Source organism: Saccharopolyspora dendranthemae, assembly GCF_007829955.1.
Lineage (GTDB): Bacteria > Actinomycetota > Actinomycetes > Mycobacteriales > Pseudonocardiaceae > Saccharopolyspora > Saccharopolyspora dendranthemae.
In genome coordinates this window covers 124,534-139,660 of the sequence record NZ_VIWX01000005.1, presented here as the reverse complement: position 1 = coordinate 139,660, position 15,127 = coordinate 124,534, and the positions used below count along the sequence as shown (strand labels likewise).

Genomic DNA, 15,127 nt, shown 5'->3' with positions numbered 1-15,127 from the left:
CCACCCCAGGTCACGGGATCACGATCACCTACTTGGCCGAGCGGAAGCGCCCACCCTTGAGGCCGCTCAGGAAGCTTCCCCACTCGGATGGCCCGACCCGCAGCTGGCCACCCTCCGGGTCCTTGGAGTCACGCACCGCGATCCCGTCGGCGGCCTGCGCGACCTCGACGCACTTCGTCTCGGAGCCGCTGCGGCTGCTCTTGCGCCATACGAGGTCAGTCATCAGCTAACCCTTCCGCTAACGAGCCGACCAGCTCGACGGATGCCTGCTCGTCGAGCGCCGACTCCCAAAGTGCGTCCCGCACATCAACATACCGACGCGTGTCCTCGGGGTCAGCCAGGAAAATTCCACCCTTCCTGTACTCCAAGTAGACGTAGGTCTCGACAGCTGCGAACTCGTACACCGCAAACGTCCCGTCCAAGCCGGCGTGTGCGCCTGCCGCTGCTGGTATGACCCGCACGTGGACGCTCGGGCGATCTGCCTCCGAGGCGATCTTGCGCAGTTGTTCCCGCATCACTGCCGGACCACCGATGAGCCTGCGCAGCACGAATTCGTCGAGCAAGAATCGCAGTTCAGGCCCCTTCGGCCGAGAGAGCAGCGGCTGCCGCCCCAGCCTTGTGGAGACCATGCGCTCGATCTCGGCCTGCGGACGTTGGACGGTGGCGAAGATCTGACGCGCGTAATCGGCCGTCTGCAGCAGTCCTGGAACCAACGCCAGCTCGTACTCAGTCACGCGCCAGGCCTCGGTCTCCAACAACATGACGTTCGCGAGCTGGTCCGCGAATTGGTCGTGCGAAGGCAGGTTGATCACCGATCCGTCGTTGGACTCCGCCTTCGCCGTCAGGAGGTCGCACATCTCGCTGGTGGCGCCGTAGAGGTGGCAGAGCGCGCCGACTTCCTCCGGCGTCGGGTAGCGGGCTCCGGTCTCGGTCCTGCTCACCCACGCCGGGCTGGTGCCCAGGCGGGCGGCCACCGTTCGGGTGGACATCTTGGTGCGCTCGCGGAGAGTTCGGAGCTCGGCCCCCAGGTTGACGCGAAACAGGCGGGATCTCGCCGGCACCCTGACCTCCGGGTAGTTCGTGACGGGCTCCCCTGCTTCGAATTCCGCTTCACTGCTTCGGTTCTCGGGGAAACGTTTCACTGGTGGATGAACTGCTGAAGCGAACTTAACTTCCCATCCCATTCCGGTTCCACGGCATTTCGAGCAAAGGACTCAATGGGATGGTTTTCGACGTGTTCCGACGCGACCGCGCGGATGTGTTCTGGATCGTCGGCTCAGGTTTCAAGATTCGTCATGCCATGACGACGCTCCCCGGTTCGGTATATACCGGCGCTTGGGTCCCCGCCCTCTGCGAAACGTGGCTCCTCATCCCCACGGCCACCCCCTGGCCCCAAGAACCCCCGAGCAGAACCATCACCGAACGCTGCCCCGAATGCACCACCATCGCCAACAACCAAACCCACCACGAACACACGTGGGACTACTGAAGCAGGGCATCGAGGCTGATGGACCACAACCACTACGTCCAGCCCGCAGACCGCGGCAGGGTGTCCGAATCCTCACAAAATCCCCTGATCCGCCGATGTGCGTGCTCTGAGATTGCGAGACTCTCTGGCCGCGACGGACGCACTGGGGAGGAGTCGCATCCATGACCGGGTTCAACCTGACGCCCGACGAGGTCCGGAACGCCTCACGCGAGATCGGCGTGCTGGCGACGGACCTTCGCTCGATCCGCTCCGCGTGGGACGGCGCCTCCTCGGAAGGCGGTCGGGTCTTCGCCACGACGACCTGCGGGGAAGCGTTCAGCGCTTTCCAGCAATTGCTCTTCGACAACCTCACGAAACGGCTGGAGGCTTACGACCGGACCGCGCAGGAGGTCCACGACAGCGCCACCACGTACGGCGCCGCGGACGAGTCCGGCAAGGGTCAGATCGGCGGTGTCCTGTGAACCAGACGACCACGGGCGACCTCACACGTCGAGCCGCGGATCTTGAGCGGATCGCGAGTTCCCTGCGCCCGGAGAACCTCGCCGCTGCGATCGCCGATGCCCGGCACGCGCTGGGTGACCCCGGTGGAATCGACGATCTGCTCCACGCGTTCACACGAGCAGGTCAGGGACTGGACGGAGCGCAGCAGGATTCCGCCGCCATGGCAGTCGAACGGCTCCCGGCCATCTGGTCCGGCCAGGCCGCCGATGCGGCGAGCGGAGCGCTGATGTCCGCGACGAAGGAGTTGGAGACCGACAGCACCCTCTTCGCCGCAGCGAGCAAGCTGCTGACCTCGGTCGCCGACTCGCTCCGATCCGCGCACCAGGAGCACAGCGCACTCCAGCAATACCTTCTCGACCTGCAGCACAAGGCCGATGCGCTCCCACCCGACGCGGCAACGTCACCTGCTGCCAATGACCTCGCGGACCACGCCCGATCGGCCGTTACCGACGCGGCGAAGCTCGTGACCAAGCTTCGCACCGAAGACGAGGAGACGGCGAAGACCTTCGCGTCCGCCTCCGGCCCGCTCGGCCCGATCGTTTTCCTCGCCGCTGCGTCCGGTGACCAGCGCAAACCGATCGAGGAGATCCTGCACGAATACCAGGTCACACCCGACCCGAACGGCATGGTCACGTTCCCGGACGGAGCAATGGGCTGGATCGCCGAACAGTTCGGGTTCGAACCGAAGCCGATGACAGCCGGTGAAGCTTCTCTGCTCACCGATCTCGGTGCAGCCGGCGTCAAAGACGCTTACGACATCTACGAGCTCGCTCAGGAATCCGGTTTCGAAGCGTTCGGAGGTCAGGGCAGCACCGATGGCCACGGGGATGCTTTCCGGCACACCTACTGGAACGCCCTTCTGGCACAACGCTTCGGTGCGGAATGGACCGAGAGCTACACCACCGCGCACGAACGACTCCCCCAAGACCAGGCGAACGCGTCCACGGTCGAAGCGATGGACCTGTACAACAACGAGGTCGGCAGGGGCATCGCCGAGGCACACCCCGACGCGAGCCCGGAGGAACTGGCTCGACACGTCGAAGAGGCTGTGCGCAACGGCGACGTGCTCGTGCACGACAGACAAGGAAACCTCAACTACAGCGATCGGGTTGAGATCGGTCAATCCGGCAATGCCCAAGCCGCGCCAGATCCTGGCGGGCACGCTCCGAAGGAGCCCGACCGGCATTGGTCTGGCGGTTACAACCCCGGTGACGATGCGGACAGCTATGGAACGACGGATGGGAACTACTGACGTGCTGAAGCGTTTCGCGGCGAGTTCGCTGCTCGTGCTGTCACTGGCCGGGTGCGCCACCGGAGGTGCTGAACCCGAACGCGACCAGGCTCTCTACGACCAGGTCAACAGTCTCACCCAGCCTGGTCGGGAACGGGCGATGCGGGAGATGCAGCCCGGCTCATGGGACACCGTGCACGTCTTCGAGGAGTACACCAGCAAAGAAGAGGTGCAAGCCAAGGTTCACAGCGAGGTCGATATCGAGGACTACTACGCCGGGCCCGGCCAACTGCTCTTCTTCATGCACAACGGCGAGATCTTCCGGGCCGTTGAGCTCAACGCCTCCCGAATTCCCGGCGGAACGTACAGCTCGAACCTCGTCCTTCGAGGCAGCTCAACACCAGGAGGAGTCCGCCTCGAAGCCGTCGATTCCTGAGACATTTCGACCTGGTCGAGCGTCGTCTAGGAGCCCAGCAGGTCAGATATCGACGACCCCTCGTCTCCCCTGCTGCGACCTCGGCACGAACGGGCTCAAGCCTGAAATGGCCGGAATGCGTGTCAAGAGTTCTCGGCCGCGAACGTGAGTGGCGCTCGGCAAGTCCCAGTTTTAGTCATAACTGAGCCGACATTTCGGACATGATCATGGCTCGGTTTGGACTAAAACTGGGAGGTGGCGAGGTCACGTCCGGGACGGGACCACTGCTGAGCCCCGTGCGCCTGGGGGTTGGTTCGGACGTTCTCGGGTTGTGGCGGGGTTCGTGGGGTTAGGGTTTGGCCTCGGTCTTGTTCTTGGGTGGGAAGTCGGTGGGATGAGGGCTTTGTCGTCGGGCGGGAGGGCTGCGGCCTGCTGCGGGCGGAGGACGGGGTTCTGCGGATGACGCAGCCTCCGATGCCTCCGCAGTGGCAACCTCCGCAGTGGCAGCCCCAGCAGTGGCAGCAGCCTCCGCCGCCTGGGCAGGTGCCGGCTTCGTGGATTCCGTTCGAGGAGCGGCCGACCGGGCCGATCCCCCGGATCCCGCAGCACGCTCCGCCGCCTCCGCAGCGGAGCAACACCGGGCTCGTCGTCGCGCTCGTGCTGGCAGCGGTGGCCCTGTTCGGGTTCGGGACCGTCGGAGCGGTCGCCCTCTCCGAGTCGTCCCACCAGGCGGAGGAACCGGTCGCGCCCAGCGGACCGCCGATCTCGACCAGCACGAGCGCGAGCGAAACCACTTCGGAAACCTCCACTTCTGCGCCGACCTCGACCTCCAGCTCCACCTCGGAGGTGTCCACGAACGCGGTGCCGGTGCTCAAGCTCGGGGACAACCCGCTCAACGTCGAGGGGAACGGGGCCGTCACCACCTCCTGCTCGCTCCCGGAGTTCTCCACCGACGTGGCCTCGCAGGACGCCTTCTACCAAGCCGTGCTGCCGTGCCTCGTGCGAGCGTGGGAACCGGCGCTGGAAGAAGCGAACCTGCCCACGGACACACCGAAGGTTGTCACCACCGGCGACGACATCAACACGCCCTGCGGGCTGCGGACCTGGGACCAGACGGCGCTGTACTGCCCGCAGGACAACACCATCTACATGACCGCGCGCTACTACTCCGAGGTCGAGGGCCGGTCCGATGCCGGGGTGTTCCTCGGGCAGCTCGCGCACGAGTTCGGCCATGCGCTGCAACGGCTCTCGGGCATCAACGGCGCCTACGGCAACGCCTCCGCGAGCGTCGGCGGCACGTCCCCGGCCGGGCTCGAACTCACCCGGCGCTCCGAGCTCCAGGCGACCTGCTTCGAAGGCATGTCCCTCGCCGCCTTCCAGAACGGCGGGGTGAGCAACGACCTCATCTTCCCCGCGCTCCGCGACTCGGCCGGGCGTGGTGACGAGAACAGCAACACCCAGGACCACGGCAGCATCCAGACCAACTCGCAGTGGGTCGAGCAGGGGTTCAGCAAGAACCGGATCACCGAGTGCAACACCTGGCTCTCGTCCCCGGGCGACGTGGACTAGGCGCTGTTGGGGAATGCGGCGGAGCCGTTGTTTCAGGTGTGGGACTCAGCTCGCACCGCCGCGGGTTCTGAGCGCCTTCGTGGCGAGTACGCCGGGACGCCGTGTATTGGCATACATCAGGAGCGGCGCACGGAGTCCACGAAGGCGATCAGGTTCCGCCACCCGCACCGCCACGCAAAGCAATACATATACAGCTCCTAGCGGCGGCCGAGGAGGATTCCGTAGCCTCCGCCGGCCACTGCGGCGAGCGTGATCAGGACGATGTTGGTGCGCCAGGCGAGGGCGTCGAGCTCGGACAACTCGGTCTTGGCCGGGGTGACGCGCAGTTTCCCCGCCGCTCGGGCGGGAACCATGACTTCGAGGCGCTGACCCCTGGTGTGCCCGCAGCCGTCGAAGGTCGCGCGCCGGGTCTGCCCGTCGATCGTCACCTCGACCACGTCACCTGCCGCGCGGGGACCGCACGGGCGAGGCTCGACGACGACGGCCGTCCCCCGGCGCTCGGCGACCTCCGACTGCCCGGACGCCGTGACCAGCGGCCACACCGTCAAGCCGGCCACCAGGACGCCGAGAACGCCCAGGACGAGCAGGATCGACGCCACCGAGGCCGAACCGCGCGTGCTTCCCACAACACCGATAGTCCCAGAAACCCGTAACTGGATCGGGTGATACCCGGGGTCAGAAGATCACGTTTGCGGCGGACTCACCTTGCGCACGTAGAGGAGCCGGTCACCGGCCTCGATCGCATCCGCTTCCGGAGCGTCCACCCGGTAGAGCTCACCGTCGCGGACCACGCCCAGCACGATGTCGGCCAGGTGCCGCGGCGAACCGCCGACCTCCTGGCGCTCCACCTCGCGCTCGGCGATCGCCAGACCCACCTCGGGGCTGAGCAGGTCCTCGAACATCTCCACCACCGACGGCGTCGACGTCGCCATGCCGAGCAGACGACCCGCCGTCTCGCTGGAGACCACCACCGAATCCGCGCCCGACTGGCGCAGCAGGTGCACGTTCTCGGCTTCCCGGACGGCGGCGACGATCTGCGCCTTCGGGGCGAGCTCCCGGGCGGTCAGGGTCACCAGCACGGCGGTGTCGTCGCGGGCGGGGGCGATCACGATCGCGCGGGCGCGCGGCAGACCCGCCACGCGCAGCACGTCCGAGCGGGTACCGGAACCGTTGACCGTCACCAGGCCCTGCGCGGACGCCGACTCCAGCGACGCGCGGTCGGTGTCGACCACGACGATGCGGCCCGGGTCGGCGCCTTCGCCGAGCAGTGCGGTGACCGCGGAACGTCCCTTGGTTCCGTATCCGATGACGACCACGTGGTCGCGCACCTTGGACCTCCAGCGTTGGATCTTGAAAGCTTGCCGCGAGCGCTCGGTGAGCACTTCCAGTGTCGTACCGACCAGGACGATCAGGAACAGCACGCGAAGCGGAGTGATGACCAGCACGTTCACCAGACGTGCTTTGTCGGACACCGGGGTGATGTCGCCGTAGCCGGTGGTCGACAACGACACCGTGGCGTAGTAGACGACGTCGAGCACGCTGATCTCGCCGCCCGCGGCGTCCCGGTAGCCCTCGCGGCCGATGTAGACGATGGCGACGGTGGCGGCCAGCGCGACCATCGCACCGAGGATGCGCCGGACGATCGAGCGCACCGGACTCGTCACGTTCCCCGGCATCCTGATGACGCCGACGAGTGCGTGATCGGGCCTGGTGCTCAGCTCTTCTTCGGCGTCGTGCCTGCCGAACAACTGGCTGGGACCTCGATTCATGAGTCGTGCTCCCCGACGTTGTGACCACTCACGGCGTTGAACAGTAACCGCTCCGCACATCCGGAAGACGACCGCCCGGAATTGTGGCGAATCAATGGGGAAACACCATCCCGAAATCACCCGCCGGGCGTTTACCATGCGATCGTGCAGCAGCTTCAGCACGCGGCCCGCGCTCTCGGCTGGGACGGGAATCTAGTACCGGATGTCGACGTGCTCGGCACCCGGTTCACGGCGGTGGCCCGCATTCGGCCCGACGTCCATGAATGGCGTCTGCACAACGGGTGGGGACCCGAGCTCAATCCGGCGTGGTTCAAGGCGTGGTCGGAACCCGAGCACCACGACCAGTTGCCGGTGGCGGCGGTCGACCTGATCGGGATCCTGGTTCCGGTGTCCACACCGTCCCGCGCGCTGCGGGCCTGCGGGATGCTGCTGACGCTCGCGCCCTGCGCGGTCGTCCTCCCGGGCGACCACCGCTACGACGCGCTGTCGATGCTGGAGCTGGACTACTACGGGGCCGGTGCCGTCACGACCGCTGCCGAGGACTCCGCCCACCTGGTGATCGCACCGGAGAACCGCGCCGCCGAGTTCGGCTCGTCGATGTTCGGCCGCTGGCTCCTCGAAGTCCTCTACTCCAAACTCCTGGAACACCCCCAGCTGACCGAGAACGCCTAACCGCTCTCACCAAGAGGCGTTCCAGCCCGGAACGAAACCCGAACCAGCGCCGGGCCTGCGATTGCTTCAGGTGCGGGACTCAACCGGCACCGCCGCGGGTTCTCAGCGGTCCTCTGGGGAGGACGCCGCGATGCCGTTTGGCATACATCAGGAGTGGCGCCCGGACCCAGAGGGCCGCTGAGGTTCCGCTACCCGCACCGCCACGCAAAGCGAGAACGCGAAAAAGATCAGGCCAGGGCGTATTCGTGCCAGTTGAGCCCTTCTTGATTCCAGCGCATCCCCCGGCCTTCCTGGAGGACCCGCATGGCCTGGACGGTGTGCGGCCAGCGGCGGATGACGTTGGCCAGCGCCACCGGGGTCATCATGTCGACCGTGCGCCGGTGGTCGCCCGGGCCGAGCATCGCGATGCCGCCCGGGGTGTTGATGATGTCGGCGAGCGGGCGCTGACCGGACAGCGCGGTCTGCTCGACGCTGATGATCGTGTGCGGCTGCAGTTCCGCGGGCCAGCTCTGGCGGTCGATGTCGCCGGCGACGGGCTGCTCGCAGCTGCCGCATTCGCAGACGAACTCGCTGGCCCAGCCGTGCTGCCGCCACGACCAGATGACCGCGCTGCCCGCGTGGAGGTCGGACAGCGCTGCGACGTGCGGCCAGGCGCCCACGACGGCGTGCAGCTTGGTCTGCTTGGACTCCCGACCCGTGGCAGCCGGGCCTTCGAAGGTCCAGGTGCCCTCATCGTCGCGGTGGACCCGCACCAGAGGGGCGCGCATGGCGAGAACTTCGGTGTCCACGCGCACTGCGGATTCCGGCGGAGTGGTGAGCTTCCAGTCGGTGTTCATCGCGGGCATAGTCGGTCGCCGCGCACTCCGAACTCAAGCTCCACCACCCGAACGTGTACATCTTCAGCTGTTCTTCGGGACCGCGGTGATGAGGTCGCGCAAGCCCTCCGCGTCGCGGAGATCGGTGGGCCGGAGCGTGTGGTCGTGGCGGACGTAGTGGAAGGCCGCGCGGACCTTCTCCAGCGGTGTCCTCGACAACTCCGCCCAGGCCAGCCGGTAGGAGGCGAGCTGGACCGACAGGGACGGGATCTGGTCGCCGTTGGGGACCCCGCCGGTCTTCCAGTCGACGACGGTCCAGCCGCCGTCGGGATCGGCGAAGACGGCGTCCATCCGGCCGCGCAGCACGATTCCCTCGACCTGCGTCTCGAAGGGCACCTCGACCCGGTGCGGCGTCCGATCGGCCCAGGTACCGCGCAGGAACGCCTCCTGCAGCTCAGCGAGGTCCTCGTGCAGCGGGGCCGAATCGTCGGCCGCGCCGGGCAGCTCGTCGACGTCCAGCAGCGCCGAGGAGGTGAAGCGGTGCTCCAGCCAGGCGTGGAACGCCGTTCCCCGGCGGGTCATCGGGTTCGGCGGGTACGGCAGCGGACGGCGCAACCTGCGGGCCAGCGCGTCGGTGTCGCCCGCGAGCTCCACGAGCTGGCTCACCGACAGGTGGTCCGGCAGCGCGACCTGCTCCCTGCGTTGCGCGGCGGCGGCCCGTTCGGCGAGCAGGACGTCGACGTCGCGGGCCCAGCCGTCGGGATCCTCCTCCGGCTCGGGCGAATCCGCGCTGTTCATCGCTGAGCGCACGAGGTCGGCGCCTTCGGCGACGGCGGCGCGGCGCGGGCCGAGCGGGTCGACCGGCCACTCCGCGGAGCGGACCTCGTCCGCCAGCGGGTTCTCGGCGTCCTCGTCCGGAGCCGGGCACCACTCGTCGATGACGCCGACGCGGTCGTCGTGCACGACCTGCGCGGTCTCGGTCAGGAAGTCCGACGGGCCCTTCGGGCGGTCGCCGTTCTCACCCCACCAGTGCCCGGACAGCAGCAGGGTCCGCTCCGAGCGGGTCACCGCCACGTAGAACAGGCGGCGCTCCTCGGCGAGGCGCCGCTCCTCGAACTCCTCGTCGTGGATGCTCAGCGCCTCGCCCAGCTCCTTGCGGTCCAGCCCGTGGAGCCGGTCGACGTCGAGCGCGGGCAGGTCGGGGGCGTCGCCGCGCAGCTCCGCGGGCAGCGAGGTGACCGACCGCAGCCACGACGAGGACTTCCGCTTGCCCGGGAAGACGTCGTTGACCAGGTGAGGAACGGCCACGACCTGCCACTCCAAGCCCTTGGCCGCGTGCACGGTGAGGATCTGGACGCGGTCGTCGGCGACCTCGACCTCCCCCGGTTCCAGGCCGTCCTCGGCACGTTCGGCGGCGGCGAAGTAGTCCAGCAGCGACGGCAGCGTGGCCGACGGGCTGGCGGTGGTGAACGAGGTGACGACGTCGGCGAAGGCGTCGAGGTGGATGCGGCCGACACCGCCTGGGCGGGCGAGACTTTCGATGTCCAGCAGCAGCGTCCGCTCGGCGTCGGCGACCAGCTCGGGCAGCGGCTGGTCGAGGCGCCGCCGCAGCGCGGCCAGCTCACCGCCGAGCCTGCGGATGCGTTCGTAACCGTGCTCCGAGTAGCGCTCCGGCGAGCCGGGATCGTCCAGCGCGTCGGCCAGTCCCGCCTGCTCGGCGTTCTCGCCGGGCATCGCCGCCTGGACCACGGCCGAGGGGTCGTCGGACTCCGGTTCGCCGAAGAACTGCGCGCCGAGCTCCCTCGCCCGTTCCCAGAGCGCGGCCAGGTCGGCGGCGCCGATCCGCCAGCGCGAGCCGGTCAGCAGCCGGGCGGCCGCGGTGCCGGCGAGCGGGTCGACGAGCAGCCGCAGCGCGCTGACCAGGTCGCGCACCTCCGGTTCGTCCAGCAGACCGCCGAGTCCGACGACCTCCACCGGCAGACCGCGTTCCCGCAGCGCCACCGCGATGTCGGCCATGTCCGCGCGGCGACGGACCAGCACCGCCGCGGTCGGCGGCCGGCCCGTCTCGTCCAGGGAGGCCCGCCAGTGGGCGTGGATCCGGTCGGCCACCCACTCGCGCTCGGCGCGGACGTGCTCGGCCAGCAGGACCCGGATGTCGCCCTCGTCGGCGCCTTCGCGCGCGCGGAGCTCCTCGACCTCCAGGCCGATCCTGCGCAGCGGTTCGGAGACGACGTTGGCGACCCGCAGCACTTCCTCCGGATTGCGGAAGCTCGTCAGCAGTCCGTAGCGGTGCGCGGGCGCGAGGTGGTCGACCTCGGTGCGCGGGAAGTCGGTGGTAAAGCGGGGCAGGTTCGCCGCGCTCGCGCCGCGCCAGCCGTAGATCGCCTGGGCTGGGTCGCCCACCGAGGTCACCGGCAGGGAAGCGGACTCCCCGCCGAACAGCGAGCGCAGCAGGACGCGCTGGGCGTGCCCGGTGTCCTGGTACTCGTCGAGCAGCACCGCGCCGTAGCGGGCCTTCTCGCCCTCGACGACCTCCGGGTGCCCGGCGGCGAGGTGGGCCGCCAGCGACATCTGGTCGGCGAAGTCCATCGCGCCCTCGCGCCGCTTGCGCTGCGCGTACTCCTCGACCAGTGGAAGCATCGCGACCCGGAGCCGTTGTGCGGCAACGACCTTCACCAGATCCTGCGGGAGGTTGGCGCGCTGCCCCTTGGCGCGCGGCGCGTTCTCCACCGCCTCGCACAGCTTTTCGGCGTGAACCCGCAGATCGTCCGTGCTCACCAGGTGTTCGGCGATCTCGCCCGCCAGCGACAGCAGGTAGCCGGTGACGGTCGCGGGCACCTTGTCGGTGTCGAGGTCCTCGGTCCAGGTCGCCACCACGCGGTGCGCGAGCTGCCAGGACGCGGTCGCGGTGAGCAGCCGCGCGCCGGGTTCGACCGGCACGCGCAGACCGTGCTCGCCGACGATGCGCCCGGCGTAGGCGTGGTAGGTCAGGACGGTCGGTTCCTCGGTGAGCACCGCCGAGCGCAGCTGCCCGCTCGGGTCCACCTCGTCGAGCAGACCCGACCCGGCGAGCCTGCGCAGCCGGGCGCGGACCCGGTCGGCGAGCTGGCGAGCGGCCTTGCGGGTGAAGGTCAGGCCCAGCACCCGCTCGGGCGTGACCAGCTGGTTCGCCACGAGCCACACGACGCGCGCGGCCATCGTCTCGGTCTTGCCCGCACCGGCACCGGCCACCACCAGCGCCGGTTCCGGCGGTGCCGCGATCACCTCGGCCTGTTCGGGCGTGGGCTGGTGCAGGCCCAGCGCCTGGGCGACGCGCTGCGGACTGATCACTGCGAGACCTGCCTGCCTGCGGGGTGAACCGGGCAGCTGGTCCGCGCCGGGCAGCGCGGGCAGTCGGTGTTCTCACTGGCCACGTACGCGGGCCCGAGACTGGACTCCGCTGCGCTGTGCACGACGTCGAGCCACACCTTGATCTTCTCCTGGTCGAGCGGTTCCTGCGCGCGTTCGGTGGCGGAACCCTTGCGGTCCGACTTCGCGACGTAGAGCAGCCGGGCGCCACCGGGCTCGTCCTCGTCGCCGAAAGCGCCGAGCGCGGCGGCCAGCTGGTACACCGCCAGCTGCGGGTGCTCTTCGGCATCGCCCTTGCTGACCGGTGCTTTCGCGGTCTTGACGTCGATCACGACCGGACGGCCGTCCGCGTCGGTCTCGAGCCGGTCGACGCGGCCGCGCAACCGCAGCCACGGCCCGCCCTCGCGTCCCTGCACGGTGACGTCGAGGTCGCGCTCCACGCCGACCTGGGTGAGTTCGGCGCGGGACTGGACGAGCCAGACCACGAAGGCGTTGAGCATGCCCTCGACGCGCTTGCGCTCCTTGCGGGAGAACCACGGCGCTCCGGCGTCGATGCTCTGCCACGCCTCGTCCAGAGCCTGGTGCAGCTGGGTGGTGTCGGCGCCGTCGGCGGCCGCCTGCACCAGCGCGTGCACGAGAGTGCCTGTGACGGCGGCGAGTTCGGCGGTGTCCTGCCCGCCGTTGCGCTCCACCAGCCAGCGCAGCGGGCACTTCGCGAGGATGTCCACCGTGGACGGCGAGACCTTGACCGGGTCGTCGCCGGTGATCAGCGGTGCGTCGGTGGAGGGTTCGGGCAATCCGTACCAGGTTCCGGGATCCGCCCCCGGCACGCCGTCGGCCGCGAGGCGGGCCAGTTGCGCGGCAGCGCGGCGCTTGCGCTCCTCGGGCTCGTCGGCGTCGCAGACCACCCGGCGCAGCTCGCCGACCAGGTCGGCCAGCGTGAGACCTCGCTCGGGACGGGCGATCGGGCGCTCCGCCGAATCCGGATCGCTCTCCACGCCGTCGAGCTCGTCGAGGAACCGGGACGGCTGCTCGTCCTCGCCGCGCACCGCGCTGACCAGCAGGCTCCGCCGGGCGCGGCTCGCGGCGACCAGCAGCAACCGGCGCTCCTCGGCCAGCAGCGGCGCGGTCGCCGACACGCGTTCCGCGGTCATCCCGGACAGCACGTCGACCAGGTGCTCCACGCCCAGCAGCGACCCGCGCAGCCGCAGGTCCGGCCAACTGCCCTCCTGCACACCGGGAACCGCGACGACGTCCCACTCCTGCCCGGTCGCGGCGTGCGCGGTGAGGATCTGCACCGCGTTGTCGCGAGGAGCGGTCGGTGCCAGCGAGGAACCTGCGATCTGCTGGTCGGTGAGGTAGTCGGCGAAACCGGCCGCGTCGTTGCCGGGCGACCGATCGACGAACTGGGCGGCGGCATCGAACAGCGCCACGATCGCGTCCAGGTCGCGGTCTGCCTGCGCACCGGAGATGCCGTGGCGCTCGGACTGGGCGACCCAGCGCTTCTCCAGACCGCTGGCCTTCCACACCCGCCACAGGGTTTCCTCGACGGACTGCCCCTTCTCCACCGACTCCCGCGCGGTGCGCAGCAGGGAGGCGACACGGCGAGCCGGCTCGGCCGCCGAATCCTCCAGCGCCGCGAGACGGTCGCCCTCGGTCAGCACCTCGACCAGCAGCTCACCGCTGGGACGCCCTGCCCCGGACGCCGATTCGAGGCGGAGCAGACCGCGCCGCAACCGGCGCAGCGCGAGCGGGTCGGCGCCACCGAGCTGGGATGACAGCAGCAACGCCGCGGCATCGGAATCGAGCTCGTGCGGGCGTACCGCGCAGCGCAGCAGGGTCAGCAGCGGGCGGACGGCGGAGCGCTGGGGCAGCGGCACGTCGTCCACGGGCAGCGCGATCGGCACCCCGGCGGCCAGCAGCGCGCGACGCAGCACCGGCAGCGACCGGCCCGTCGAGCGGACCACGACACCCATCCGCGACCAGGGGATCTCGTCGAGCAGGTGGGCCCTGCGGAGCTGATCGGCGACCCACGCCGCCTCCTGCGCCTCGGTCGCCAGCAACCGCACCTGCACCGAACCGCCCGCCGTCTCGTCCTCCTCGGACTGCGGCTCCGGTTCAGCCAGCCGTCGCTGCGGACCGTGTCCCGGAAGCCGGGAAGCCAAGCGCTGCACCGCTTCTCGTACCGACTTCGACATGCGGTGATCGATCGTGAGCGCCGTGGTGCTGGTGCCGTCGGGGTCCGCGTCGAGCAGGCAGCGCGGATCCGCGCCGCGGAACGTGTAGACGGCCTGGTCCGGGTCCCCGGCCAGGACGAACTCGGTGGCCGTGTCGCCGAGGGTGCGGATCAGCCGGTACTGCTGCGGATCCAGGTGCTGCGCGTCGTCGACCAGCACGTGCCGGACCCGGTCCTGCTCGGCCATGAGCAGGCTCGAATCGGTGGCGAAGGCGAGCCGCGCCGAGCCGACCAGCTCCGCGGCGTCCAGCGCGGCGGCCTGCGATCCTCCCGCTCCGCGCAGCAGCGTGACCTGCTCGTACTGCCTGCCGAAGCGACCGGCCGCGATCCACTCCGGACGGCCGTGCTCGCGTCCCAGCGCGATCAGCCGGTCCGGATCGACGCCGCGTTCGGCCGCGCGCAGCAGCAGGTCCCGGAGCTCCTCGGCGAATCCCGGGACGGTCAGCGCCGGTTGCAGCGGCTCCGGCCAGTCGCGGGAACCCTGCTCGACGTCACCTTCGAGGAGTTCCCGGACCAGGGCGTCCTGATCCGGTCCGTTGAGCAGCTGCGGCGGCGGGAGCTCGTCGCGCACGGCCTGCAGGCGCAGGACGGCGAACGCGTAGGAGTGCACGGTGCGCACCAGCGGCTCCGGGGCGGTGCGCACGTCCTCGCCGGATCCGGTGAGCAACCGGGTGATCTCGGTGCGCATCCACGACGCCGCGCGGCGGCTGGAGGTCAGCACGAGGACGTTCTCCGGTGACACGCCCCGGTTTCGGATCCGGTCGGCCGCGATCTCGGCGATCAGCGTCGACTTGCCCGTTCCCGGCCCGCCCAGCACGCGCAGGAATCCGAAGGAGTGCTCCAGCGCCCGCCGACCCGCTTCGTCCCAGGTCGTGGCGCGGCGCGCGGTTCCGGCGCGGCGCACGAGCACGGGCGAAGTCGCGGGAGGCACGCACCGAATGGAACCACGTCAACCAGACAAGATCGGCTCTGGGCACGCCGGGATGTGCCCGAGTTGTCCGTGATTCCCAACTGTGAATGTGGGATCGCGCTCCGGCGTTTGGTGGTACAAACCAATTTTGCGCTCTGGCAGATTTCCTTCC

Annotated in this window: 14 protein-coding genes; 6 read left to right on the top strand and 8 right to left on the bottom strand. The window is 69.4% G+C overall.

Annotated elements, in window-relative coordinates:
• Positions 1-28: 28 nt before the first annotated feature.
• Both FHU35_RS22315 and FHU35_RS22310 read right to left on the bottom strand, forming a co-directional pair.
• Complete coding sequence (locus FHU35_RS22315) at positions 29-223, bottom strand: DUF397 domain-containing protein (protein ID WP_145742965.1); 195 nt, start codon at positions 221-223, stop codon at positions 29-31.
• Positions 216-1,184, bottom strand: coding sequence for a helix-turn-helix domain-containing protein (locus tag FHU35_RS22310; protein WP_145742963.1), 969 nt, complete (start codon positions 1,182-1,184; stop codon positions 216-218). The genes FHU35_RS22315 and FHU35_RS22310 overlap by 8 nt, the downstream gene beginning before the upstream one ends.
• 38 nt (positions 1,185-1,222) lie before the next feature.
• On the opposite strand from FHU35_RS22310, the gene FHU35_RS22305 reads away from it, so the two are divergent.
• On the top strand, positions 1,223-1,489 hold the full coding sequence (locus FHU35_RS22305; RefSeq protein ID WP_246110503.1) for a hypothetical protein: 267 nt from the start codon (positions 1,223-1,225) through the stop codon (positions 1,487-1,489).
• Between the two features lie 161 nt (positions 1,490-1,650).
• Complete coding sequence (locus FHU35_RS22300) at positions 1,651-1,950, top strand: type VII secretion target (protein ID WP_145742961.1); 300 nt, start codon at positions 1,651-1,653, stop codon at positions 1,948-1,950.
• Here FHU35_RS22300 and FHU35_RS29405 read toward each other — a convergent pair.
• Positions 1,929-2,096: a hypothetical protein gene (locus FHU35_RS29405; protein ID WP_186459564.1), complete on the bottom strand. Its 168-nt coding sequence runs from the start codon at positions 2,094-2,096 to the stop codon at positions 1,929-1,931. The genes FHU35_RS22300 and FHU35_RS29405 overlap by 22 nt on opposite strands.
• A 54-nt stretch (positions 2,097-2,150) precedes the next feature.
• Between FHU35_RS29405 and FHU35_RS30005 the strand changes: the two genes are divergently transcribed.
• The 3 genes from FHU35_RS30005 to FHU35_RS22285 all read left to right on the top strand — a co-directional run bounded on the left by FHU35_RS30005 (position 2,151) and on the right by FHU35_RS22285 (position 5,205).
• Positions 2,151-3,242, top strand: a complete 1,092-nt coding sequence (locus tag FHU35_RS30005) for a DUF6973 domain-containing protein (RefSeq protein WP_246110502.1) — start codon at positions 2,151-2,153, stop codon at positions 3,240-3,242.
• Positions 3,229-3,657: a hypothetical protein gene (locus FHU35_RS22290; RefSeq protein ID WP_246110501.1), complete on the top strand. Its 429-nt coding sequence runs from the start codon at positions 3,229-3,231 to the stop codon at positions 3,655-3,657. The genes FHU35_RS30005 and FHU35_RS22290 overlap by 14 nt, the downstream gene beginning before the upstream one ends.
• Positions 3,658-4,095: 438 nt before the next feature.
• Positions 4,096-5,205: a neutral zinc metallopeptidase gene (locus FHU35_RS22285; RefSeq protein WP_246110500.1), complete on the top strand. Its 1,110-nt coding sequence runs from the start codon at positions 4,096-4,098 to the stop codon at positions 5,203-5,205.
• Between the two features lie 197 nt (positions 5,206-5,402).
• Here FHU35_RS22285 and FHU35_RS22280 read toward each other — a convergent pair whose 3' ends face one another.
• Both FHU35_RS22280 and FHU35_RS22275 read right to left on the bottom strand, forming a co-directional pair.
• Positions 5,403-5,831 carry a hypothetical protein gene (locus tag FHU35_RS22280; RefSeq protein ID WP_145742960.1) on the bottom strand — a complete coding sequence of 143 codons (429 nt, stop codon included), beginning with the start codon at positions 5,829-5,831 and terminating at the stop codon, positions 5,403-5,405.
• A 57-nt stretch (positions 5,832-5,888) separates the two neighbouring features.
• Positions 5,889-6,974 (bottom strand): potassium channel family protein, encoded by a 1,086-nt coding sequence (locus FHU35_RS22275; RefSeq protein WP_145742958.1) that lies wholly within the window; start codon positions 6,972-6,974, stop codon positions 5,889-5,891.
• A 144-nt stretch (positions 6,975-7,118) separates the two neighbouring features.
• Between FHU35_RS22275 and FHU35_RS22270 the strand changes: the two genes are divergently transcribed.
• Positions 7,119-7,646: a hypothetical protein gene (locus tag FHU35_RS22270; RefSeq protein WP_145742956.1), complete on the top strand. Its 528-nt coding sequence runs from the start codon at positions 7,119-7,121 to the stop codon at positions 7,644-7,646.
• A 227-nt stretch (positions 7,647-7,873) separates the two neighbouring features.
• Here the strand turns inward: FHU35_RS22270 and FHU35_RS22265 are convergent, their stop codons facing one another.
• From FHU35_RS22265 to FHU35_RS22255, 3 genes are all read right to left on the bottom strand, one after another.
• Positions 7,874-8,482 (bottom strand): hypothetical protein, encoded by a 609-nt coding sequence (locus tag FHU35_RS22265; RefSeq protein WP_246110499.1) that lies wholly within the window; start codon positions 8,480-8,482, stop codon positions 7,874-7,876.
• 63 nt (positions 8,483-8,545) lie between these two features.
• Positions 8,546-11,791, bottom strand: coding sequence for an ATP-dependent helicase (locus FHU35_RS22260; RefSeq protein ID WP_145742952.1), 3,246 nt, complete (start codon positions 11,789-11,791; stop codon positions 8,546-8,548).
• Complete coding sequence (locus tag FHU35_RS22255; RefSeq protein ID WP_145742950.1) at positions 11,788-14,976, bottom strand: ATP-dependent helicase; 3,189 nt, start codon at positions 14,974-14,976, stop codon at positions 11,788-11,790. The genes FHU35_RS22260 and FHU35_RS22255 overlap by 4 nt, the downstream gene beginning before the upstream one ends.
• Positions 14,977-15,127: the final 151 nt, after the last annotated feature.